This is a genomic window from Microbacterium sp. PI-SA-G (genome assembly GCF_057215335.1).
Window position 1 is genome coordinate 3,447,920 of the sequence record NZ_CM170103.1, and the last position, 21,174, is coordinate 3,469,093.

Here is a 21,174-nt window from a genome sequence, read left to right on the forward strand (position 1 = left end):
GAAGAAGTTCTTGATACCCCGGTAGCTAACGCCTAGTAGGTGCGGCCTGACTCTGTCAATACGTGCAGGACATCCCGCGAAGGTGTCTATGGTCGGGTGGTCGGGAGTCGGAGGGCCGCACTGTTGCGGCCTTTCGGGCAGCTCCTGTAAGAGGCTGGCGGCCACCCGGGGGCTTCTCCCGTAGTGGCCTGCCAGCCGCCAAACTTTGCTGACGGGAGGGAACCTGTGGATGCGCTGCTCATCTCGCTCTGCGTGACGATCTTTGTCGTTGGCGCGGGGACTGTGCTGCTACTTTTCACGATGTCCTCGCGCGGTTCTGAGCGCGCGAACCGCTTTTAGTGCGACACCCTGCCGAAGCGGCGGGTGTGTCAGACCGGGGGCACCGGACCCTTGTCGTCACTGGATGTGGAGGTCTCCGGTTCCCGGATCAGGTAGAGCCCGGTGGTCGCGTTCGCGACGAAGGCCAGCGCATCGATCCATTGACGGTTGATGGAGGGCTGCCGGCTCCCGAAGTACTTGAAGACCATCGCGCTTCGCGGATGCAGCCAAACGGTCGTTTTGCCGTTGCCGATGCTTGAGTCTTCTCTCCATGAAAAGGGGAATGGCTCTCCTCGCCTCAGCTTGGCGGTGATCACAAGCTGGAGGTGGGTGAGCGCCCGGTCTTCGAACTCTGCTTTGACTTTGCCGTCATAAATGAACTGGCCCATACGGACGTCCTCTGATTACCACGGAACCCGTGCCAAAGAGGCGCAAACAAAATGATCGCTGAGGTGGTGATTACACACTCGCAGACGTCGAGGCGTGGCGGCACCCCATTGCTACGGAGGGGCAGGTGTGCTCACACCGGGCAGTCGGCTCTAGAGATCGAACATGCCGCCGTAGGGGGCTTCTTCATCGCCCGTGTCCCGCGGGTCGAAAAGAACACTGGCGACTGTGATGGTGATCTGAGTGTGCGGGGTGACCATCACGCTCGCGGATCGGTTACCCACCACGACGAAGTCTACGAAGGTACCGTAGCTAGCCATCGCTGCTTCGAATCGCCGTTTCAGATCGTCGATGTCTTGGTCTTGGGCCAGGAGGGCGCCGTCACCGTTGACCACCACAGTGGTCTGCATCATCGTCTTTGTATCATCGTCCATCAGCGCACTCTATGTGAGCCGACCGCTATTGAGGGTGCCGTTGCACAAGCGGTGGATGCGCGCTAGCACCGGGGGAATCAGGGCATCACGGACTCGTCCGTGTCTTCGCGCTCGATGATCGGCGGGTGGGATCGACCCAACCTCGGCGGTGCCGATGAAGGGCTAGCTCGCCTCTCCCCCGATAGCGACGCCGAAATCGGGCGGTTTCTGGGTCACGAGGAATCGGTGGAATGGTCATCGCCGAAAACTATTTCGAAGGGTCGATGATGTCGCGCGGCTCAATAACGATCATCGCCGTGCCCACCGGAAATGATCGTTTCTGACGCAGTCGAGCGTCGATCCCGTTAGGGCTCGCCACAAAGGTTCTCCGAAACTCCCTTTCGGCAGACGGTTTTGGCGTCCGCCAGGGGCCTTCAAGGTGTAGCGGTTTCCGGATGAGGGAATGACCGTCTACGCGAGGGCGAGCCAGCGAGCTGTGATGCCCTTGAAGCCACCGCTTGATGCTCGTGCGTTGTCATCGGATGTGACGTTCGACTCGGTTGATTTTTCCTTGTCGCTGGTTTCGGTGTTCCTGAGATGACGGGGCAGCTCTGGGGTGAGGGTGAGGATGACGTCGACGAGTTTCCAGTCCAACTGTGTGCATCGTTGCTGCGCGGCGCGGAGGTCCTCCAGGATGGGCATTGCGGCTCCGACGGGCACGATGAATGCTTCAAGGTGGAAGAACTGGCCTTGGTCGCGCACTCGAACAGCCACCTCGCCGACCCACGGCAGCGTGCGTAGGTACTCGAGGACGGCGTCGGATGCCGGGTGCGGTTTGTGGTCGTCGAATGTGGTGGCACGGGTGTCCATAAGGTCGGTGATCGCTGCGCGGGTGTTGCGTAGTCCGTCCCAGAGGATGCTGCCGGCGATGAAGGTTGCTGCTGCGGCGTCTGCCCACCAGTATCCGAGTCCGATGCCGCCGACGCCGACGATGGAGCCGGCGGCGGTCATCCAGTCGGCTTTGTTCATGTCGGCGTCGGCGTAGAGGACTTTATTGTGGAGGTCTTTCGCCAGGCGCATCTTGACTCGTCCGAAGTAGATCGGGAGGGGGATGGTCAGGGCCATCACGCCCATCATCAGCCACCCGGACCAGATCACGGTTCCGAACAGTTGGACGGAACCGATCGGCGGCCGGTCGCCGCTGATCAGCCCGGTCATGGAATCGAACAGGAGGAACGCGCCCATGGTGCAGAGGGCCACGCCGGCGACGAGGTGAGCGACTCCGACGGAGCGGAAGAACCCGTAGGGGTATTTGTCAGTCGGCGGTCTGGCGATGATGCGGACGGCGACAAGGAAAGCGATCGGCGGTGCCAGGGAGAGCAGATCTTCGATCCAGGCGGCCTTCATGGCTTGCGAGCTACCCATGACGAGGTTCACCCCGGTGATGGCAACAGCAAGGAAACCGATTGTGAACCATTCGATGCGGATGGCGCGGCGGAGTGTCTTCTCTTGCGCGGGGGGCAGGGCTGCGTGTGCCGTGTTCATCTGTCGTCTCCGTGTTCGAGCAGGAAAGTCTCGAGCGTCGTCAGGAGCTGGTTTTCACCGAGGACTGTCAACATCACGTGCTTCTTTGCTGTTCCGTCGACGTGTGCCTCGTCGAAGGGGACGGTGATCGCTGCTCTGTCGGTCCAAGGAGTGTCGTCGGTGAACCCGCCGACTGCGAGATCGAGAGAACCGGCGTGGAGCTGATCGGTGAGGATGGCTTCGCTTCCCACGGTCCACTTGATGGTCGCGTCGATCGAGTCGGCAAACCCTTGGACGAGACGAACCTCTTTCCCGGATGGCTCATCTGGGTCGGTGGTGTTTGTCCAGGGCGGGTTGTGCGTGATGCCCACCCGCAGCTGACCGCCCTGCGCGTTTCGAAGGGCGCCATCCACATCGGCAGGTACCCCTGCGCACCCCGAGAGCATCATCGCAACCGCGACACTAGCGATCGAGGAGGCACGCCAGCGGCGTTTGACTGACATCTGATTCCCATCTATTTTGCTGCCGACGCGTCAATCATGACCGGCGCCTGGCGTTACCCGTCTGTCAGGCGCCGATCGCGCGGCTGTGACTTTCCCAGCGGAGAGTCAGTGTCCCGCCGGGCGGCTTAGGGTCGCGGAACCGCGCATCGACCTGGTCGAGAGGCGACGCGCCCGTGCGCCAGGTTCGTCGATGAACGAGGATCACTCGGATCCCTCGGGGATCAGGCGCAAACGAGGGGATCTCTATCGGGTTACAGCTACGCGGCTTCGGCATGATTTTGACAATCGATACAGGCTGATGCGTAAGGGACGACCCCCAGTCGGGCCGGCGCGATCTGTCCACCGCACCGTGCGCACTGGCCGTAGGTGCCGACTTCCAGCCGACCGAGAGCTGCGTTGATCTGTTGGATCGTGACGCAGTGTGCCGCTGCCGTCTGATATGCCACGGGGTCGATCGTCGGAAGTGCCCGGGGCTCGAGTTCACGCAGGAGCGTCTGACGCTCCTGGCGGCGCTGCTCGAGCTGCTCTCTGATGGTCGCGGTGTCGCGGGCACTAGCCGTGACTTCGGAAATGGTGTGGGGTGTCACGACTGCTCCTTTGGGTACAAAAAAAGCGCCGCTGCTGCGACGCGCTGAGTGACCGGAAAGCCCTGAAGGGGAGGGTCTACGGTGAAGCAGCGCGGGAGGGGGACCGGAAGAGCAGGTCACCGCCGCCGATCCGGCGGGGCGGAAGAACCTCGTGCCGCGCGCCCGCGATGTCGACCGCGCTCGTCACCACGGAGGCGTCTGAAAGACGCCCCGAGGCAATGAGGTCAACAACGGTGGTCATGGCCCTCACCATAGTCCCGCCCACAGAAAAAGCAAGTCACCACCGTGTAAGCGTGAGTCAGTTGCGGTAATCCCCGTGCTGACTATGGTGAAGGCATGGTAGCCAACGTCTCTTATCGCAATGATCTCGTTGCGGATGCGGCTGCCCCTTTCCTGGTCGCCGTGCCTTTCCGGTCCGCGGATGTTCCGTGGTTCCTGCGTCTTCGACGCGCTCCGCCCGCGAACGCGTAACGCCTCGTAGCCGTGCGCGCCGCTGATCACGCGACGCGTTCTTTCGCCGTAGCCAAGGAACCCCATGACGACTGAACACAGCCCGGCCGCGCTCATCGAGCGCGCCACATCAGCACGTGTCACCGCACTGCAGGAGACCATCAATCGTTTTCGCCGCGAACACACAACCCCCCTCGCCGCCTCACGCGTTAAGGCTGAGCCTGCGGCCGAGGACGTCGATGTGAACGTGCACCACCGCCTCGCGTGCAACCACGAAACGGCGGAATTGACATGCGAGTGACACGAAAACACGGTTCGTCGCGCGTCGTCGAGGTGACGGGTGACTCGTTGCGTTGCCTGACCGCCATCGCAAAAGCCAACGCATCCGCCGAGCTCCCCTCGAACGTGCGCGTTGTCGGGGTTGACGGGCGCGCCGCCCAGACAAGAGCGGGGTTCGCGGCTCTGCTTCGTCGCCAAAAACGGACCGCCTCACAGGTCCCGGGTTCGACTTCTCACATCATCGTGGTGATCGATCACCCCGACTACAGCGACCCGTGGACGATCACGAAGGTTCACCGATGGGCCATGTCCATCCACCGACGGATCCAACGCGCGCGGGGCATCGATGCTGACGTCACCGCGCTCCTGGTGAACCGCGACGTCGATCCCCAACTCGTTCTCGAACGAATCGAAGAGCTCGCGCAGCGTCCTCCCGGAGTGAACCCCGCAGCTGTCCACACCATGCAGGAGATCCGTGCACACACGATCGCACAAGCATCAACGAACGATTTCATATAGAAACAAAGAGTGGCGTTCAGGGGCACCGACTGCGCGTACATGAGCGCGGAGTTGACTTCCTTTGGAACACGGCTATGGTCAGTGGTTCATGCGCCAGCCACCTAGGGGAAGCGAGTTCTGATGTCGGGTAAGTCACCAAGTACACGCGGAGCGAAAAAGGTCGCTCAACTGTCGATCAAGGAAAAACGAGCGGCGAAACGCGAAAAGCACGAGCCAGACGTGTTCCTCAAGCCGCGCAAGGGAGCGAGCCGCTGACCTGCTGACCTGCTGACCGCCGATCGCTCACAACTGATCAGGAGCATGATGCAACCATCGACAGTGTTCACCATCGGTCACTCCACGCACCCCATCGACGAATTCATTGCCCTGCTCCAACACAACGACGTGCATCAACTCGTCGACGTTCGGACGGTTCCCGGCTCCCGGCATAACCCGCAGTTCGGAGCGCAGGCTCTTGAGCGAAGTCTGACCGAGGTAGGACTGGTGTATGCACGTATGGAGGAGCTCGGCGGGTTGCGTCATACGCCGGCGGCCGTGGAGAGCATCAACGGTGCGTGGCGCAATAAGAGCTTCCGCAGCTACGCCGACTACATGCAAACCGAACCTTTCACTCAGGGGATCGGCACCCTGATCGACCGTGCGAAAGAAACGACTGTCGCGATCATGTGTGCTGAAGCGGTGCCGTGGCGCTGTCATCGGTCTCTGATCGCCGATGCGCTGATCGTTCGCCAGGTCCCCGTGAAAGACATCATGAGCGCCACCTCTACAAAACCTCACACCCTCACCTCGTTCGCGAGGGTGGAGGGTGAGCGGCTGTGGTACCCGCCCACCGATGCAGACCGGCACGTGTAAGCAACCCATTCCAGTCCCGGATCGAACCAACCCATCATCAGCTTTACGAAATGGATCGTCCGCCATGGGCACACTTCACTACGGCGGTACGGAGACTCTTCAATCCACACCGAAGAGCGCGCCCTCGCGCATCTCGAAGTCGTCGTCACGACAAAGCTGCGCCGTAACGAGTCCTTCACGCTCTCATGGCGGCACCCGGAGGGCGATGTTGCCGGTCGCCGGTCGCAGTAGCATCTGGCGCCACCCGTCGGACCTCTGTGATTCACCTTCGTCGAGCCGGAGGTCCGAATCTCAACATGAGATGGATCCAAGCGCTCATCCGTTCGCGAGCAGCTCTGGCGGCATCACGTTTCTCGAGGAAGTTCTCGAAGCACCAGCAGAATGACCCTTCCTGCGGTGCCCCGAGCACCAAACTAGAAGATCACAGCCACCAGCAACGCTGGCGAATTCCGTGAACCACGCAATCGCCCCGCGGTGATCTCTATCGGAGATAGCTAGGAACGGACTGGGACGGCCAGCATCAGCGACCGGTGTCAAGAAGAGCCGTTACGGCGGGAGCGGATAGCCCTCTCGAAGGTTAGATCCCCAGAACCGCGGCTCCGAGAGGGCTCGTCACCAAAACATGACGTCGCTACGTTACGGTCTGGCGTAGCGCCCCAGACGCTCCGCATGTAGCCCCAGCTACCCTCAAACAATATCACGGCGTGTCCCCCAAATGGGGGACACGCCATGATGCCTCGGTACCGCGCGATGCGACTTTGAGCGCGGCAGCGATGATGTCGGAATTGGTCAGGTGAAGTTCTCCTGACGCTTGGCGATGACGTGCGTGTTCTGAGGGCGAGGGAGCGCAGCGCTGAGGCTCTCCTGGTCGATGGCACATAATTGTTGCCCACCATGTAGTTGTTGCCCAACGCGGGCGACGCGCCGATGCTTGGAGATGAAGGGTGCAGTTCCGCCTCCCGCGTTTCGCCAGCGTCCCGGGCTATCAGCATATTGCTGCTGTGCGCCTCAATTGGGGGAGGTGCGAGCAACGCAGCAGACCGCTATGGCTGGCTGATCGTGTACCGGTTGGCGCTGATCGATCCGTTGAAGGAGATGAGGCGGCCGAAGACGGTCGCGGTGTTGGCGGTGATCGCACCGTCCGCGAGCAGCGTGCCGCGCAGTGTGCTGGTGTTCAGGGTCGCGCCGCCGCGAATGCGCCAGTACACGTTGGTGGCCGTGGCGCCGTTCGCGAGGACGACGGTGGTGTTGTTGGCGACGGTCAGGCTGTTGGCGATGAAGACGAATCGTGCGCTGGGGTCTCGCGCGGCGTCGAGGGTGATGGTGCCGGAGGTGCTGAGCGCGTTCCAGGAGTAGGTGCCGGGCGTCACGCGTCCGGTGAGGATTCCGGTGCGGGGTGTCGCGCGTCGCGCCTCCAGTGCGGTGGCGAGCGTGCGCGCATCGGCCATGGCCACGCGTGCCACGTTCGTGTTCCGCTCCAGTGATCCGTACCGGTCGAGCACGCTGAAGTTGGAGATCGTGGTGCCGGGGGTCGTGCCGATGCTGCCGCTGACGTCGGTGAAGGTGAGCAGGCCGTCCGAGACCGACGTGGCGGCCAGGAGTGAGAAGGGCTGGGCGCGTCCGACCGCGATGGGCGGGAGCGCGGCCGCGCCCCAGGTCGCGGAGGTGGTGGTGCGCACGCTGAACGCGGCATACGCGTGCATCGACGGGGATGCCGCTCCGGCGACGATCGCGGCAGCCGCGAGGGCAGCGATCACGATCTGCTCGGCGCGCCGTGCGCGCGACGGCGACGGAAGCGCGAGTCCGACCGCCACGAGGGTGCCGAGTATCCACGCCGCCAGAGCGAGCGGGTCGCGTCCCATCCAGAAGACGGGCAGCCCGATGAAGGGGACGAGCAGCCGGCCCGCGCCGTGGATCTCGCTTTCGGTGAGGATTCCGGAATCGCGATCCGCGTTCGCGTCTCCCCGTGTGACGAACCCGTCTTCGCGGGTCTCGACGATGCGGTGCATCTTGATGATGGGCTCGTCAGCGACAGTGACGGTCTCGAAAGCGACCACCATCCCGTCGCCGTAGGTCTGCCCGGTCGGGATGTCGGAGATGAGGACGACGTCGCCCACCGAGATCGTCGGCTCCATGGATTCGCTGAGGATGATCATGGGCCGCCAGCCGAGCAGGAGCGGCAGCAGGGCGATGATCGCGAGCGTCGCCATGACGGCGAGATATCCGCGGGAGATGAGCAGCAACCCGAACCGGACCCAGCCGTCCCTCCCGAAGGGCCCGGACGGCTGGTCAGGAGTCGCGTGCTCCTGAACAGACGCGTCGGCGTCCTTCGGGGGGAGGGTGGTGGTCATCGTTCGCCTCGCGGCGCGGCTCCTGTGAAGTGGGGGATCAGTTGTCGGTGGTCTGGAGTTCCCAGACCACGTCGAGTCCCACGCGTGCACCCTGGAGAGCGTCGATCTCGGCCTGCGTCATGCCGGTGGTGTCGAACGACCAGGTCGCGCGGTACGTCTTGGACTCGCCGGCCGTGCCGGTCGTCACCCAGCCGTTGGCGCCGGTCGCCCAGTCGGTGTCGGCGGCGGAGAGCTGGGCGAGCGTGCCGGTGAGCGGCGCCACACCCGACTCGGGCGTGAAACCGGTGCAGTCGTTGAACGAGCCGCCCGTGCCCTTTTCCATCGAGATGAGGATGTGGTTCTCGAGGCCGCGGTCCTTGAGCAGGTCCTCGACGTAGGTGCGGACCTCGCCGGGGACGTTCGAGTTCGACGTGACGACGACGCACTTCTGGCCGCGGTCACCCGGGACCATGTTCTCGACGGTGAGGGCAGCCGCGCCGCGGTCGTCGTCGGTGAGGGTCACGCGACCGGTGCTCCAGGAGTTGCCCGAGTTCTCGGTGCGGGCCGAGAAGGCGGCGTACGAGCTCTGCCAGACGAGCCCGCCGGCGAGGAGGACGGAGACGGGGATGACGAGAGCCGCGATGGCACGATTTCGACGGGAGGTAGACATGGAGAAACCCTTCAGAGGATGTGGGGTGGGGAAGAAGCGGGGGTGAGCGAGCGCGTCGCGTGATCGGGGAGGACAGTTTCGCTCAACAATGACGGTAGGCCCACCCCGGGGCGGGCAATAGGGACTAAAGTCCCACGGGGTTCAGGCTGGTGCGAGGAGCAGTATCGGTGATGCGGCGTTCATCAGCACGGTATGCGTGGTTGCGCCGATGAGAGCCCCTGAGGTGCTGCGAGAGCCGCGGCCAAGAACAAGGAGCTCCTTATCGCGTACGACGTCCAGGAGTGCATCAGCGGCCGGTGTCGACAGGATGCGCCGCCGAACGTCGACCGCTAAATCTTCATCCACCAGGGACTCCTCGGCGGCGTCGAGTCCGTCTGTGCAGTGTTCGACGCAGCCCCCATGGACCAAGGTCAGCGGGACTGAGCGTCGGCGGGCTTCCCCGTATGCGGCAACGGCCACGCGCGGGGCTGTGCTCGGGTGGCCAATTCCCGCTACTATTCCGCGTCGGAAGCTCAAGTCGATGTCCGGAATCACCGCGACAGTGCAGCGCGCCGTCATGGCGAGTTGGATACTGAGCACCCCGCTGACCCGTCCATGCAGGTGACCGGTCTTGTCTGTGCCGATCACGATCATGTCAGCCGGCTTAGCAGCACCGTTGAGCGCATCCCAGACATTGCCCTCAAGTAGCACTGATTCCATCTCCAGACCAGCATGGTCGGCTTGCACAAGCGCGCGTGCGTCCTCGAGAACAGAGGAAGCGGAGTGGTTCATCGAAGGAGCCACGTGAGCAAGCATCAATGGCGCGCCATCTTCAGCACATCGTTGGGCAGCCCACCGCAGCGCTGCGGTACCCGCGGCGGATCCATCGATACCAACGATTCGGCGGGGGAGGGGTCTGTCTTTGTTCATGATCCTTTCCACTCTCGTCCGAGTTTTTGCTTGTCAATAGGGTCCAAGGTCCTATGAGCCCTCGTGTAAGGTCCTCGTACACGAGGGGGTGGTTCAGGTGGCGGAGGACCTGAAGTCCGGAGGGAATTCGCGCTCGGAGCCGGAACAGGAACGGCCGGAGCTCCTACAGCAAGCCCAAACGTCGTCGTTGACCGCGAGCCGGCTGGGACGGCTCTTGGAGGCGCAGCGAGCCGTTATGGAGCCGCTTGATGTCGATGTCGTCCTACGGCGGACGGTGGCAGCCGCAGTATCTCTGTTGGATTCCCAGGATGGCGCAATCGTTTTGTTCGACCGGCGCGGCAACGCCGAACGCGTCATCCACTTCGACAGCCGCCCCGCCTCGGAACTTTTGTCATCCCTGAACCCGTCGGATCTCACTCCGCTGGCCCGTGTGGAATACGATCCCCGACATGCGGGATTCCTCGCGAACTGCTCAGCCGCATTCCTCGGGGTGCCGGTTCGCTCCCATGGGGACACCGTCGGCGCGCTCTACCTCGTCGGTCGTCCGAACGAACCTTTCAGCCAATACGACGAAGAGCTAGTGGCGGCGTTGGCGGGAACGGCCGGAGTCGCACTGGAGAACGGGCGACTCTACGAAAAGCTTCGTCGTCAGCTTCGGTGGAGTACTGCCCTAACTGAGGTGTCATCCGCCCTCCTGTCGGAGGACGTTACCGACGCGGTGGGGGTGGTCGTCGCCCGTGTGGGAAGCGTTGTCGCTGCCGACGTCATCAGCGTCGTGATCCCAGACCAAGACAACTCTGACCAGCTACTCATCCGCACGGCACGTGGAAAGGGCGCCGAGCGCTTCGAGGGCCTCCGATACAAGCGGCAGAGTAGCCTCGTCGATCGGGCGCTGAGCACCGGCCAAGCGGTTTTGGCCCCGGCCGGCACGGCAGTGAAGTCTCTGGAAGGGGAAATGGGACCCAACATGGTCCTCCCTGTCATCGTCGCGGGCGAAACGATATGTGCGCTCGCGCTCACACGATCCCACGGCAATGTCCCCTTCACAGCCGATGACGTCGAAATGGCTGCCGAGTTCGCGACCCAGGTGGGGCTCGCACTCGAGCTCATCCGCGCCCGCAGCGACCGACATCGAGTGGAGCTGGCCGAAGAACGCAGTCGAATCGCCCGGGATCTCCATGACCACGTCATCCAACGACTTTTCGGAACTGGACTATCGCTTCAAGCGTTGGCTGCTCGCTTTCCACGGGCGGAGCCCGCACTCTCCGAGCAGGTCGACGCCATCGATGCTGCAATCAACGAGATCCGCACGGCAGTGTTCGCGCTTACCTCTCGTCGAGCAGACACCTCCGCGGGAACGGCACGGCACCAGATCCTCGACGTGGTGAGTGAGATGAGTGGGTCCCTCCACTCGAGTCCACAACTCACCTTCAGCGGTCCGGTCGACCTGATGGTGACCGGGGCGTTGTCGGAAGACGTCTTCGCCGTCGTCCGGGAGTGCCTTGCGAATGCCGCCCGACATGCCTCAGCCAATGAGGTCACCGTGAACGTCACCGTCGATGAGAGCCAGGTGGAGGTGATCGTCGCGGACGACGGTGTCGGATTCTCCTCTGAACCAGTGCGTCGAAGTGGAACTGCCAATCTGGCGGACCGTGCTCGACGGCGCGGAGGTGACTTCACACTCCTCTCCTCCGTGGGGGAAGGAACGCGCGCGATCTGGTGGGCGCGCCTCGTCGAGGAGAGGAGCAGGGTATGACTCGCGTGTTCCTCGTCGACGACCACGAGATCGTCCGGCACGGCGTCGCGGCACTCATCGACGTGCAGCCCGACCTCACTGTCGTCGGCGAAGCGGGCACCGTCCGAGAAGCGCTGGCGCGCATCCCCGCGACATCGCCCGACGTCGTGGTCCTGGATCTGCGCCTTCCGGACGGCGACGGGATCCAGCTCTGCCGCGCCATCCGCTCGGCCCAGCCCCAGATCCACTGCCTCATGCTCACCGCCCACGACGACGACGAAGCCAGTGTGGCCGCAGTGTTGGCCGGTGCGTCCGGGTACGAACTCAAGAACATCCGCGGGCACAACCTCGCGGATGCGATTCGGCGCACCGCCCGGGGCGAATCACTTGTCTCCCGGCAGGTCGCCGACCGCGTCGTGCAGGCGGTGTCCGCGGCGCCTGCGCAGCCGAGCGCTGACAGCAGGTTCCCGGCAGTGGACCTCACTCTGCGTGAACGGCAGGTGCTGACGTGCATCGGCGACGGCCTGACGAACCGACAGATCGGGGATCGCCTCGGTCTCGCCGAGAAGACGGTGAAGAACTACGTCTCCGGCCTCCTCGCCAAGCTGGGCATGCAACGCCGCACGCAGGCCGCGGTCTACGCCATCTCGCCGTCCCGGCCCTAAATTCAGGCCCGAAGCAGACCGCGGTCTGGAGCGGTTCGTCCATCGCGCATCTACGATCTCTGCTGACATAGAGGCTGACGGCCCGCCCTCCTGAGGGGAGATGCGGTCGGGCCGCCAGCATGTAAAGGGGCGTTGAGGGACACCCTGGATCTCTACGCTCAAAATATACCCCCACTCGATCCGACAATCGCGACCGGCAGGGGCCACCTAGTCAGTGCTCTGGTGGGGTCCAGCGTTGCACGCGTGTCATCGCGTAGGACATCATTGATGGGGGGATCATACGCAACCCGGCGTCACGGAGTCCTACACCGAGGGCGCCTCTGCTTTGCCCGATCGCGCCGGTGCGTCGCGACTGTTGCCAGAGTGCACGGGTACGCGGACGCCGCAGATGGTCATAGCGTTCGAGCGCGGCCGTCAGCGACGAGTCAGCGAGTCCTGAGGGGACTTCGCGGAGGAGGTGCACGAGGGTCGCGGCGTCTTCGATGGCTTGCCCAGCTCCCTGTCCCAGGTCTGGAGTCATGGCATGCGCCGAATCACCGAGCAGAACGCCGCGTTTGTGGACGAACGAGCGTGGGAACTCGGCAAGGTCATGGATGTCATGTCTCAGGACGCTGAGGGCGGGGGTTGCGTCGAGCAGCTGCGTGATCGGTGCGTGCCACGAGCCGAACAGCTGCCGCAGGGTCCCGTGGGCGTCTGCATCTTGGCCGTCCGGAGGGGTGGAGAGCGTGGCGAACCAGTAGACGCTGTCGTCGGGCAGGGGCACGATGCCGAAGCGTGCGCCGCGGCCCCAGGTCTCGCCCGCCGCATTCACGAGATGGCCGCTCGCGGGCGCTACGCCTCTCCAGGCGGTGTAGCCCGCGTATCGGAGCCCTCGGTCCAGGCCCCATCGTTGTCGGGCGTCGCTGCGAATGCCGTCCGCGGCCACGACGAGATCAAATGCTTCGGCGTGTTCATCGATCGTGAGAACGGGGGCGCCGTCACTCGACACCGCCACCCTCTTTCCCGTGATGATCGTGCCTTCTGCCAGTCGCGCGACCAGCGCCTCGTGAAGGGCGACTCGGTGGAGGCTGCGGATCGCCGGGGTCTCGGCGGGCGGGAGTGACGTCAGCCATCTCCCCGAGGGCTGGCGTTGTCCGGACTGGAGTTGACCGACGGCGTCGCTGCTGACGCTTCGGACTGTCTCGCCGAGGCCGATCGCATCAAGCGCGGTGAACGCGTTGTCGAAGAGCGTCAGCCCGGCTCCCACGGCGGAGAGTCGCTCGCGCTGCTCGAGGACGGTGACGTGGTGTCCGTCGCTCTGCAGGCCCGCTGCGGCCACGAGGCCGCCGATGCCTGCGCCGACGATGGCGATTCTCATTCGCTGTCTCCGAACTTCACGTGGCGTTGACCGGAGGGAGGGCGTCAAGGAATGCCGTCACGGCGTGGCGATACTCGTGCGGGTCCGCTTTGATGCCCTGAAGATGGCCACCGGGAAGCTGCACGAAAGTGGCTTTCGCGTAGCGGGATGCGAGAGCACTCACCTGTGCCGGTCTCACGGTTTCGTCAGCGCCGCCGCTCAGGAAAAGCATCGGGATCGATCCGGAGGCCGAAGTCTCAGGGTCTGGAGGCCACTCGGTTCCCAACATGGTGACCGCAGATGATGCGAACGCAGACACCACCGCGGGGTGCTGCAGGATTTGGCCGAGCAGGGGAGGGACGGGGAGGTTTCCGCCGGCGATGAAGCTCTGCAACATCGCGTCCAGATCCAGGCCAGGGCCACTGTCGCAGATGATCGCGGCGACCTCAGTTGTTTCATGGCGAAGCATGTGCAACGTCGGGAACGTTGAAAAGGAGAACCCCCACACGATCAGTCTGCGGCTTTGCGGCCACGTCGCCGCAGCGAACGCGATGGAAGCGGCGATGTCGTTGCTGTAGCGCTCCGCGAGTTGCGCCCGTGATCGGTCTCCCGCCGAAAGCCCGTGGTTGCGATGATCGAAGAGGAGCACGTGATAGCCGAGCTCATGCAGCAGGGCGGCCTGACGCAGGCTGGCCGACTTGGTCAGCCCGATCCCATGGCCGACGATGACCGTGCCGATGCCCGATCCCGCGATGCACCACAGGTGCAGCTCGACGCCGTCGCAGCTCTTGGTCACATGCTCTGTCGCGCGTAGACCCAGATCCGCGGGGGAGCGGTGATGCTTCTTCCGCGGCGGATGAAAAAGCATGTACGCAAGCCGCAGACCCACGACGCTCGCGAAAGACGGCACCCTCACGGGGTCGGCCGATCAGAGCGGAGGACGGCCGCGGAGGCCGCAAGTACCGAATCGACAAGCCACGGGGCCGGGTGCTCGGAACGGAGCAATTGACGCGCTGCAGCGTAAGGGAGGTCGATGAGCGCGAATCTGACGCGTCCGGCGGTTTCCGCATCGACATGTCCGAAGTGCGCAACAGTGAAGGCTCTGACCGCAGCTTTGACCGCGTCGTTGAGACTGGCGAGTTCCTCGCCGAGCTCGTCGGGCCACAACGCGATGAGGTCCTCACGGCGGTAGAAGGTCAGAACTCTCGCTTCTTTGCGATGAGCAGCGGTCCATGCGAGCGTGTGCGCGACCGCATCCCGGGCGGCCGCCCCGGTGTCCGCCGTAGAGAGAGCGTCCAGAAAACCTTGCTGAAAGCGTCTGACAGTGCGGATCCACAGTGTTGCCAGGATCAGATCGCGGGAGGCGAAGCGATAGTAGATGGAACCCGACGGAGCGCCGAGCTTCTTGGCGATGGCAACTGCCGTCGCCGCGTGTGCTCCGTCTTCCGCGACAAGGTCCAGCGCCGCATCCAAGATGTTCTCATCCGTGTGCTGTGCAGCACGTCCCATTGGGTTTCCTCCGCGTCTGGATCGGCCAACTCGCCGGGTATGAAACGACTCGCCATCGATAGCGAGACCGACGCCACCCTTTACCCCATCACCGGCATTAGAGACCATTCTCTAATAAAGATCTGTTTCAGTCAATCCGACCGATTCGTGGTCGTCTCAAGTCGCGCTACCCCGAGAGCCGGCCCAGGGAACGAGGGTGTATGTGTTGTCGGCAATCACGAGCCAGCTACTCGCCGAAAACGATCGTTTACGGCGGTGGTACGTGCCGTGGGTCGCGAGCACACTGAAAACGACGGCGATTACTCCTGCCGATACGACCGGTTGTTGACCGCGATTAGAGTCAGGGCATGAGGATACGAGCCGTCGCTGTCGTGATTAATAGCGATGAGGTCCTGATTATCAATCGGACCAAGGACGGCAAGGAGTATCGCGTCCTCCCCGGTGGGGTCGAGGGTGGCGAATCACTCCAACAGGCTTGCCTTCGAGAGCTGTGGGAGGAGACCGGCTTAGAGGGGAAGATCGTCCGACGCCTGCCCTCCGTCTCCGAACCCTCCGAAGCAGAAGCCGTCTACTTTGAAGTCTGTGTCCGCTCGCGGCAACTGCGACTCGGTGGTCCCGAAGCAAAACGGAACGAGCCTCTCAACCGGTACGAGCCAGCCTGGGCCAAATACGGTCGCTCACCGGGTTGGTGCCAGAAACCGCCCGCGAGGTCGTGCGCTGCGTACGCTGGCCTCTAGTCCCACCAACAAGCTGCCGAAAATGATCGTTTCTGGTGGGCGCACGTCCCGTGGTTTCGACGGGCTGGCCTTAACGGTCTCCGGAACACCGTTTCGGCGGACCTATTCGGTGTCCTCGGGTCTGGGGTGCCGTCTGGCTTCGTGCGGTGCCTGATGACAGCTCCGTTACCGCTGCAGTGTCACTGTTCGGGGGTGTCGAGGACTTCGTCGATGAGGGTGATGCCGCCGGAGCTGTTGGCGGAGTGCATGAGCGCTTCGATCCATTTGATGTTGAGTTCGGGCGTCTCGGGTTCGTCGAAGGTGAAGCGGAGCGGGATTGAGGGGTGCAGCCAGATGGTGCTGCGTCCTCGCGGGTCTCCTTCCGGGTGCTGCCACGACAGTGTGAAAGATTCGTTGCGTCGGAGTTTGGTTGCAATGACGACTTTGAGGTGCGCGAGGGCGCGTTCCTCGATGTGGATCGGGTTTTCCGACCCACCGTAGTGAAGGGTGGCCATGCGGTGACCGTATCCCATCCTGCCTCCGTCGGTTTGTTGATATTGACGCGCGTTACAGCAGCGAACACCGTGATGACTGAATGCGCAAGACTCACTCGCGACGGGCGACGCGTCTTTATGGTTACTTGTGGCCGCGTCATGCACTGCGGTCATGGTCGGTGGAGTCCCCAGCGAAGCCGACCGGCGGTCCCGTTGCAGTTCCCCAGACTGCCCGGGGCCGCCGCTTTCGTTTCGACCGGTTATCGGCGGAGTCGTTGTCCGGTGTCGTCTTCGAGGAGCTTCACGGCGAGCAGCTCGCCCAGTGCGGGGCCATACCGGTCGAGCGCTGCGTGATGGATCCGCGCGGACGCGTCGAGCATGGGGGTGGTGACTTGCGCGGTCTTGGCCATGGTGTGGATGGTGTCGAGTTCTTCGACGACGCGGTCGATGCCGAACGTTTCGAGGTAGTCGCCGTCGAGGAGATGGCCGAAATGCTCGTCGAGGAATCGGCTGCCGCCGGCGCTGTTTCGCAGAAGGTCGTGCAGGGCGGGTGGAGTGAGTCCGAGACCTTGCCCGATGAGCATTGCTTCGGAGGTGGCGACGGCGTTGGCGAACCAGAGCCCGTTGGCGAGGAGCTTCACGATTTGTCCGTCTTCTGCCCGGGTGCCTGCCCGTTGCACACCCCCGGTGCGGGACAGCTCCTTCAAGATCGGTTCCGCTCGAGCAACAGCCTGGTCTGACCCGCTGACGAAGAACGTCAAATCGTGTGCCGCAGCCTCGGCAACCGATGCGCCCATCGGTGCAGACACCACATCGATGCCGCGGTCGCTGGCGAGTGCGGCGAGTGCGCGGGTTACGTTCGGGTCGCCGGAGGTGAGGTCGAAGCACAGCGTCCCGGGGCGCAGGGCCGGAAGCGCGTCGGTGACGCACTGGTGTAGCTCTTTCGGACCGGGCAAGACGGTCATGAAGACATTCGAGCGTTCGGCGAGCTCCTGGAGGGTGGAGCACCACTGTGCTCCGGGCGCCGCGGTTTTGCGGTCAGGGTCGGTATCGAACACACGGGTAGGGAATGTGTCGCTGAGTGCGTGCGCGAGGGGCGTTCCCATGCGGCCGATCCCCGCGATCCCGATCGTCACGTCGGTGCGGGGACTGTGTTCTGTGTCCATTCCCGCACTTTGCCACACGAGCGGCTCGAGCTGATCAGTGGGGTCCGGGGAGGTCGTAGTCGATCTGGGAGCCGGGTTCTTCGGTCTCCGCGACAAGCGGGCGGGTGATCGCGTCGATTCGATCCTGCATGTCTACGATCGCGCCCGTGTTGTCCGGTGGTGCGACGGTGGAGTTGGTGGATTCGATCATCAGGATCGAACCGGTGGTCAGCAGACGATGCTTCGACGGTGTTGCCGTCGGGGCTGATCGAGGTGAGGGTCACGGTGTCGGCTTTGTCGTTGTCGGCGAGGAGGCGGGCGTACTCGGGCGTTTGAGGATGAGCTCGCCCTTGAGGCCGCCCTCGTCTATGAGGCGCTCGAGGCGCCGCTGGAGTAGAGATGCGTTGGCCCTTCGCGGTAAGGCTCGGCAGCTTGCATCGACAACCGTGACTCGTGGACATCAATCCCGCTGCTCATCGTCTGAGGGGTTGGTTACCTCGTTCGATGCGCCGTCTGGTGAGCATGGGGTTTTGACAAAGGCGAGTAGACGATCGGCTGCTTCCGTCCAAAGTGCAAGCTCTTTCGTATGGACGGATGTCGGATCGCTTTTTCGAAGTTCTGGTTGATCGTATGTGCGCAGGAGTCCATCGCTGTGGAACTCATGGATGTAGGCGCGTGCCGTGAATCGATTGCCGCCGATGATTCTGGCAAGCTCTTCGACCGATGGCCACGCAGGGCGATCCGTAAGTGTTTCCTGGATCTTCTCTAAAATCTGGAAGTGCTCGAGGTCATACTTCGCGACGATCCGGAGAAACCGGTCGCGTTCAGGATCGCCGTGAGTGCGGACCCAGCCGTTGACAAGACCCAACCAGATGAATTCTCGCTTTTGCTCACTGCTCGCCTCTTCCGCGGCCCGGAGCGCACGAAGAACGGCCGCATCGAACTTTTCGGCGCCCGCAGCATCTTGCCAGTCTTGGGCGCTGACGACGTCCTGAAGGTCATTCATGAGGCGCCAGAGTGTTCGCAACGCACGAGCGTGTTGACGCTCGGCAGCAGACGGCAAGCTTTCAAGAACAAGCGCGGCTGCTGTCGCTGCGAGGGGAACTTCCGCGAGGCCCGTCAGAACCATCCGCGCTGCAGACACGATCTTGTCTCCCGGGAGCGCTGACAGCGGATCCGATTCTTCCGCTCCGCCGGGATCGATCACTGCTACTCCTAGCCTTGTTGCCTCGCCGATGCCTTTATAGTCAGCGAACGGGCTGATTGCCAGCGCCCACGCTCCCACAAGTACAGGGCAGGGAGGCATGATCTGACATAAGTACCCCTATCTTTTCGTTAACGGTCCAGCGGCCAGGCGTGTGCGGGTGCGCTGAGTGTGATCGAGGGCTGTCGGCTGCCGTGGAACTTAAGTACGAGAGAGCTTCCGGCGTGAACCCACACCGTCGTCTGGACTCCACCGATGCTCATGTCCTCTTCCACGTGAATCCGAACGGCTCCCCGCGTCGAAGCTTCGACGTCATCACCAGCTGCAGATGTGTGAGGGCGCGATCCTCGATCTCGGTCTTGACTGTGCCTTCTTAGATGAACGCCCAAGGAGGGCTCCTCTGTTTGCCCGGAACCCGTGCCGAGCGGCGCGATCAAGATGATCGCTGTGTGTGAGCGCTCTCTCCATCCGCACTCCGCGCTACCGGGCCCCCGTTTTCTCCTGATGGTGGGCGCGAATAGCAAGGGCACAGCCAAGAAGCGTGATGCGTGGTTGCGTTCATTGGTCGGTGCGAGTTCGCATCAGGCCTCACCCGATCACCAAAGCAAGGACACTTCATGAGTAACAACACCCCGCAGGCCCGCACTTCACGCCTGGCCACCGAGACCAAGGCCGCGTTCAAGACCACCGAGTTCATCGCCTACGTCGTCATTCTCGTCGTGATGTTCATCGCCTCGGCTGTCGTGGACAATAACGAAGACGGTCAGGGCTTCGGCGCTGAGCAGGTCTGGCTCTACGCCACGATCCTCACGGTCGGATACATGATCAGCCGTGGCCTGGCGAAGTCGGGCAGCCGCGAGAACTACGACCGCGACGACCATAACCGCTCCTCCCGCTGATTTCGCAGGGTTGGCTTCTCAGCCGATCCTGTAAGCAGCACGAGATTTGATGGAGGTTCCTCGCTACGCGAGGAGCCTTCATCTTCGTTCCCGTCCCGATCAACCGAGGTGCCCATGATCGAATCGCCAGTTTCCGAGCCGACCGAGGACGGCGCAGCTGCGCGTCTGCGCGTCGCTGCCGTGATCTACAACCCGATCAAGGTGGACTTGGCTGCCATCGAAGCTGTTGTGGCCACCGAGCAAACGGCTGCCGGGTGGGGGAAGACGCTGTGGTTCGCGACCACGGCGGAGGACCCGGGTGCGGGTGCGACGGCGGATGCGCTCGCGCGGGACGCGACGATGATCATCGTCGCCGGCGGGGATGGCACCGTGCGTGCGGTGGCCGAGGCGTTGCGAGAACACGAGATCCCGCTGGCGCTGTTGCCCTCCGGGACGGGGAACCTCCTGGCGCGCAATCTGAAGCTGACCCTCGACGACCTTGAGCATTCGGTCCACTCCGCTTTCACAGGGGAGAACCGACGGATCGATCTAGGCATGATCGAGATCCGCCGCGAAGACGCACGAATCGACGAGCACGCGTACCTGGTCATGGCGGGTCTGGGACTCGACGCGAAGATGCTCGCCAACACGGATGACGAGCTGAAAGCGAAGATCGGCTGGCTCGCCTACGTGAAAGCCATCGCGATCGCGCTCCGCGACAAGAATCAACTCCGGGTTCGATACAAGCTCGACACCGATCGCTCTCGGACCCTGCGGGCGCACACGATCATCATCGGCAACTGTGGCTCCCTTCAAGCCAATGTGCTGCTGTTGCCCGACGCTGCCGTCGACGACGGGCTCCTCGATATCGTCCTGCTGCGACCGGAGGGATTCGTCAGCTGGGCACAGATCGTCACCAAGATCTTCTGGGAGAACGGGGTCCTCAGCCGCACCCGGCTCGGCAGGAGATTCCGAACCAGAGAAGTCAAAGCCCTCAATTACATCAAGGGCCGAAGGTTCACTCTCACCGTCAACCGCCCCGAACTGATTCAACTCGACGGTGACGAGTTCGGCCAGACCGTTGCCATCCGCACCTGGGTAGAACCGGGGAAACTCACCGTACGCGTCCCCGCCGGCTCGACCGCCTAAACAGCGAGCTCACAAAGCCGCTGAACACAACCGGACATCCTTGATGCCGATCGAGAGACGTACGCCGGCAGGCCTTAGGGGCTGCTGAAGGTTGGTGCTGCCCGGGTGGGGTGTTGCGGGTTTAGGCCAGGCGTGGAGTGGCTGTGTTTAGTATCTCGAACCCGATCGGGTGAGCCGTCCGAGTCCGCGTTGGCGACGTTTGCGGTGGTAGGTCTTCTCGATCCAGGTCACGATCGCCAGGCGGAGTTCCTCCTTCGTAGCCCATCGTTTCCGGTTCAGGACGTTCTTTTGCAGGAGCGAGAAGAAGGACTCCATCGCCGCGTTGTCGCCGCACGCTCCCACGCGTCCCATCGATCCGGTGAGCCCGTGGTGTTTGAGGTGCGCACGAAGGCCGCGGATCGGAACTGCGATCCACGGTCAGAGTGCAGGACGGTGTCGACCAGGCCGCGGAGATGGATGGCGTTGCGAAGCGCAGACACGGCGAGGGCCGATGTCATCCGGTCGCTGATCGAGTAACCCACGATCCGCCGGGAGTGCATGTCTTTGATCGCACAAACCTTGAGGCGGTTGCTCGTCAGCGGCTGACGTATTACGACTATCGG

General features: G+C 63.2%; 25 protein-coding genes and 1 pseudogene. 9 read left to right on the plus strand and 17 right to left on the minus strand.

The genetic code is table 11. The annotated features are described in order from the left end of the window. Window positions 1-368 precede the first annotated feature (368 nt). The 5 genes from AC2D10_RS17050 to AC2D10_RS17070 form a co-directional block, all read right to left on the minus strand. On the minus strand, window positions 369-707 hold the full coding sequence (locus tag AC2D10_RS17050) for a DUF7882 family protein (protein ID WP_484709321.1): 339 nt from the start codon (window positions 705-707) through the stop codon (window positions 369-371). 150 nt (window positions 708-857) lie between these two features. Next, window positions 858-1,139, minus strand: coding sequence for a hypothetical protein (locus tag AC2D10_RS17055; protein ID WP_484709324.1), 282 nt, complete (start codon window positions 1,137-1,139; stop codon window positions 858-860). 450 nt (window positions 1,140-1,589) lie between these two features. Further along, the gene (locus AC2D10_RS17060) at window positions 1,590-2,663 is read right to left on the minus strand and encodes a cation efflux transmembrane domain-containing protein (RefSeq protein ID WP_484709326.1); all 1,074 of its coding nucleotides are present in this window, start codon (window positions 2,661-2,663) and stop codon (window positions 1,590-1,592) included. Beyond that, entirely contained in the window at window positions 2,660-3,145 is a 486-nt protein-coding gene (locus AC2D10_RS17065; protein ID WP_484709328.1) for an ABC transporter substrate-binding protein, read from the minus strand. The genes AC2D10_RS17060 and AC2D10_RS17065 overlap by 4 nt, the downstream gene beginning before the upstream one ends. Before the next feature lie 257 nt (window positions 3,146-3,402). After that, window positions 3,403-3,852 (minus strand): TraR/DksA family transcriptional regulator, encoded by a 450-nt coding sequence (locus tag AC2D10_RS17070; RefSeq protein WP_484709330.1) that lies wholly within the window; start codon window positions 3,850-3,852, stop codon window positions 3,403-3,405. A 415-nt stretch (window positions 3,853-4,267) separates the two neighbouring features. On the opposite strand from AC2D10_RS17070, the gene AC2D10_RS17075 reads away from it, so the two are divergent. The 4 genes from AC2D10_RS17075 (at window position 4,268) to AC2D10_RS17090 (ending at window position 6,063) form a co-directional block, all read left to right on the plus strand. Continuing rightward, window positions 4,268-4,483, plus strand: a complete 216-nt coding sequence (locus AC2D10_RS17075; protein ID WP_484709331.1) for a hypothetical protein — start codon at window positions 4,268-4,270, stop codon at window positions 4,481-4,483. Continuing rightward, window positions 4,480-4,980 (plus strand): hypothetical protein, encoded by a 501-nt coding sequence (locus AC2D10_RS17080; protein WP_484709334.1) that lies wholly within the window; start codon window positions 4,480-4,482, stop codon window positions 4,978-4,980. The genes AC2D10_RS17075 and AC2D10_RS17080 overlap by 4 nt, the downstream gene beginning before the upstream one ends. Window positions 4,981-5,280: 300 nt before the next feature. Next, window positions 5,281-5,832 (plus strand): DUF488 domain-containing protein, encoded by a 552-nt coding sequence (locus AC2D10_RS17085; RefSeq protein ID WP_484709337.1) that lies wholly within the window; start codon window positions 5,281-5,283, stop codon window positions 5,830-5,832. A gap of 102 nt (window positions 5,833-5,934) precedes the next feature. Beyond that, window positions 5,935-6,063 carry a DUF7882 family protein gene (locus tag AC2D10_RS17090; protein WP_484711867.1) on the plus strand — a complete coding sequence of 43 codons (129 nt, stop codon included), beginning with the start codon at window positions 5,935-5,937 and terminating at the stop codon, window positions 6,061-6,063. A gap of 812 nt (window positions 6,064-6,875) precedes the next feature. Here the strand turns inward: AC2D10_RS17090 and AC2D10_RS17095 are convergent. The 3 genes from AC2D10_RS17095 to AC2D10_RS17105 form a co-directional block, all read right to left on the minus strand. Continuing rightward, window positions 6,876-8,183, minus strand: a complete 1,308-nt coding sequence (locus AC2D10_RS17095) for a signal peptidase I (protein WP_484709338.1) — start codon at window positions 8,181-8,183, stop codon at window positions 6,876-6,878. Between the two features lie 37 nt (window positions 8,184-8,220). Next, entirely contained in the window at window positions 8,221-8,832 is a 612-nt protein-coding gene (locus AC2D10_RS17100) for a hypothetical protein (protein WP_484709340.1), read from the minus strand. Between the two features lie 141 nt (window positions 8,833-8,973). Beyond that, a complete protein-coding gene (locus AC2D10_RS17105; protein ID WP_484709342.1) occupies window positions 8,974-9,741 on the minus strand; it encodes a universal stress protein in 768 nt (255 codons plus the stop codon). A 97-nt stretch (window positions 9,742-9,838) separates the two neighbouring features. Between AC2D10_RS17105 and AC2D10_RS17110 the strand changes: the two genes are divergently transcribed. Continuing rightward, window positions 9,839-11,497: a GAF domain-containing sensor histidine kinase gene (locus tag AC2D10_RS17110; RefSeq protein ID WP_484709343.1), complete on the plus strand. Its 1,659-nt coding sequence runs from the start codon at window positions 9,839-9,841 to the stop codon at window positions 11,495-11,497. Then, on the plus strand, window positions 11,494-12,141 hold the full coding sequence (locus tag AC2D10_RS17115) for a response regulator (protein ID WP_484709344.1): 648 nt from the start codon (window positions 11,494-11,496) through the stop codon (window positions 12,139-12,141). Before AC2D10_RS17110 ends, AC2D10_RS17115 begins: the two co-directional genes overlap by 4 nt. A 211-nt stretch (window positions 12,142-12,352) precedes the next feature. On the opposite strand, the gene AC2D10_RS17120 is transcribed toward AC2D10_RS17115, so the two are convergent. Genes AC2D10_RS17120 through AC2D10_RS17130 form a run of 3 tightly spaced genes read right to left on the minus strand, consistent with a single transcriptional unit; the run spans window position 12,353 to window position 14,986 of the window. Next, complete coding sequence (locus AC2D10_RS17120) at window positions 12,353-13,498, minus strand: FAD-dependent monooxygenase (protein ID WP_484709345.1); 1,146 nt, start codon at window positions 13,496-13,498, stop codon at window positions 12,353-12,355. A 16-nt stretch (window positions 13,499-13,514) separates the two neighbouring features. Continuing rightward, window positions 13,515-14,387, minus strand: coding sequence for an alpha/beta hydrolase (locus AC2D10_RS17125; protein WP_484709346.1), 873 nt, complete (start codon window positions 14,385-14,387; stop codon window positions 13,515-13,517). Between the two features lie 2 nt (window positions 14,388-14,389). Next, window positions 14,390-14,986 (minus strand): TetR/AcrR family transcriptional regulator, encoded by a 597-nt coding sequence (locus AC2D10_RS17130; RefSeq protein ID WP_484709348.1) that lies wholly within the window; start codon window positions 14,984-14,986, stop codon window positions 14,390-14,392. A gap of 347 nt (window positions 14,987-15,333) precedes the next feature. Between AC2D10_RS17130 and AC2D10_RS17135 the strand changes: the two genes are divergently transcribed. Then, on the plus strand, window positions 15,334-15,723 hold the full coding sequence (locus tag AC2D10_RS17135) for an NUDIX domain-containing protein (protein ID WP_484709350.1): 390 nt from the start codon (window positions 15,334-15,336) through the stop codon (window positions 15,721-15,723). Between the two features lie 179 nt (window positions 15,724-15,902). Here AC2D10_RS17135 and AC2D10_RS17140 read toward each other — a convergent pair whose 3' ends face one another. The 5 genes from AC2D10_RS17140 to AC2D10_RS17160 all read right to left on the minus strand — a co-directional run bounded on the left by AC2D10_RS17140 (window position 15,903) and on the right by AC2D10_RS17160 (window position 18,864). Then, window positions 15,903-16,217, minus strand: coding sequence for a DUF7882 family protein (locus AC2D10_RS17140; protein ID WP_484709351.1), 315 nt, complete (start codon window positions 16,215-16,217; stop codon window positions 15,903-15,905). A gap of 239 nt (window positions 16,218-16,456) precedes the next feature. After that, a complete protein-coding gene (locus AC2D10_RS17145; RefSeq protein WP_484711868.1) occupies window positions 16,457-17,362 on the minus strand; it encodes an NAD(P)-dependent oxidoreductase in 906 nt (301 codons plus the stop codon). Between the two features lie 34 nt (window positions 17,363-17,396). Then, the gene (locus AC2D10_RS17150) at window positions 17,397-17,552 is read right to left on the minus strand and encodes a hypothetical protein (protein WP_484709352.1); all 156 of its coding nucleotides are present in this window, start codon (window positions 17,550-17,552) and stop codon (window positions 17,397-17,399) included. 249 nt (window positions 17,553-17,801) lie between these two features. Further along, window positions 17,802-18,548: a hypothetical protein gene (locus AC2D10_RS17155; RefSeq protein ID WP_484709353.1), complete on the minus strand. Its 747-nt coding sequence runs from the start codon at window positions 18,546-18,548 to the stop codon at window positions 17,802-17,804. Between the two features lie 256 nt (window positions 18,549-18,804). Then, window positions 18,805-18,864 (minus strand): hypothetical protein, encoded by a 60-nt coding sequence (locus AC2D10_RS17160; protein ID WP_484711869.1) that lies wholly within the window; start codon window positions 18,862-18,864, stop codon window positions 18,805-18,807. Window positions 18,865-19,162: 298 nt separating this feature from the next. Here AC2D10_RS17160 and AC2D10_RS17165 point away from each other — a divergent pair, with 298 nt between their 5' ends. Next, window positions 19,163-19,444 (plus strand): hypothetical protein, encoded by a 282-nt coding sequence (locus tag AC2D10_RS17165; protein WP_484709354.1) that lies wholly within the window; start codon window positions 19,163-19,165, stop codon window positions 19,442-19,444. Between the two features lie 114 nt (window positions 19,445-19,558). Continuing rightward, entirely contained in the window at window positions 19,559-20,572 is a 1,014-nt protein-coding gene (locus AC2D10_RS17170) for a diacylglycerol/lipid kinase family protein (RefSeq protein ID WP_484709355.1), read from the plus strand. Window positions 20,573-20,719: 147 nt separating this feature from the next. Here the strand turns inward: AC2D10_RS17170 and AC2D10_RS17175 are convergent. Continuing rightward, window positions 20,720-21,135: pseudogene (locus tag AC2D10_RS17175) on the minus strand (transposase); the annotation flags it as partial. Window positions 21,136-21,174 lie beyond the last annotated feature (39 nt).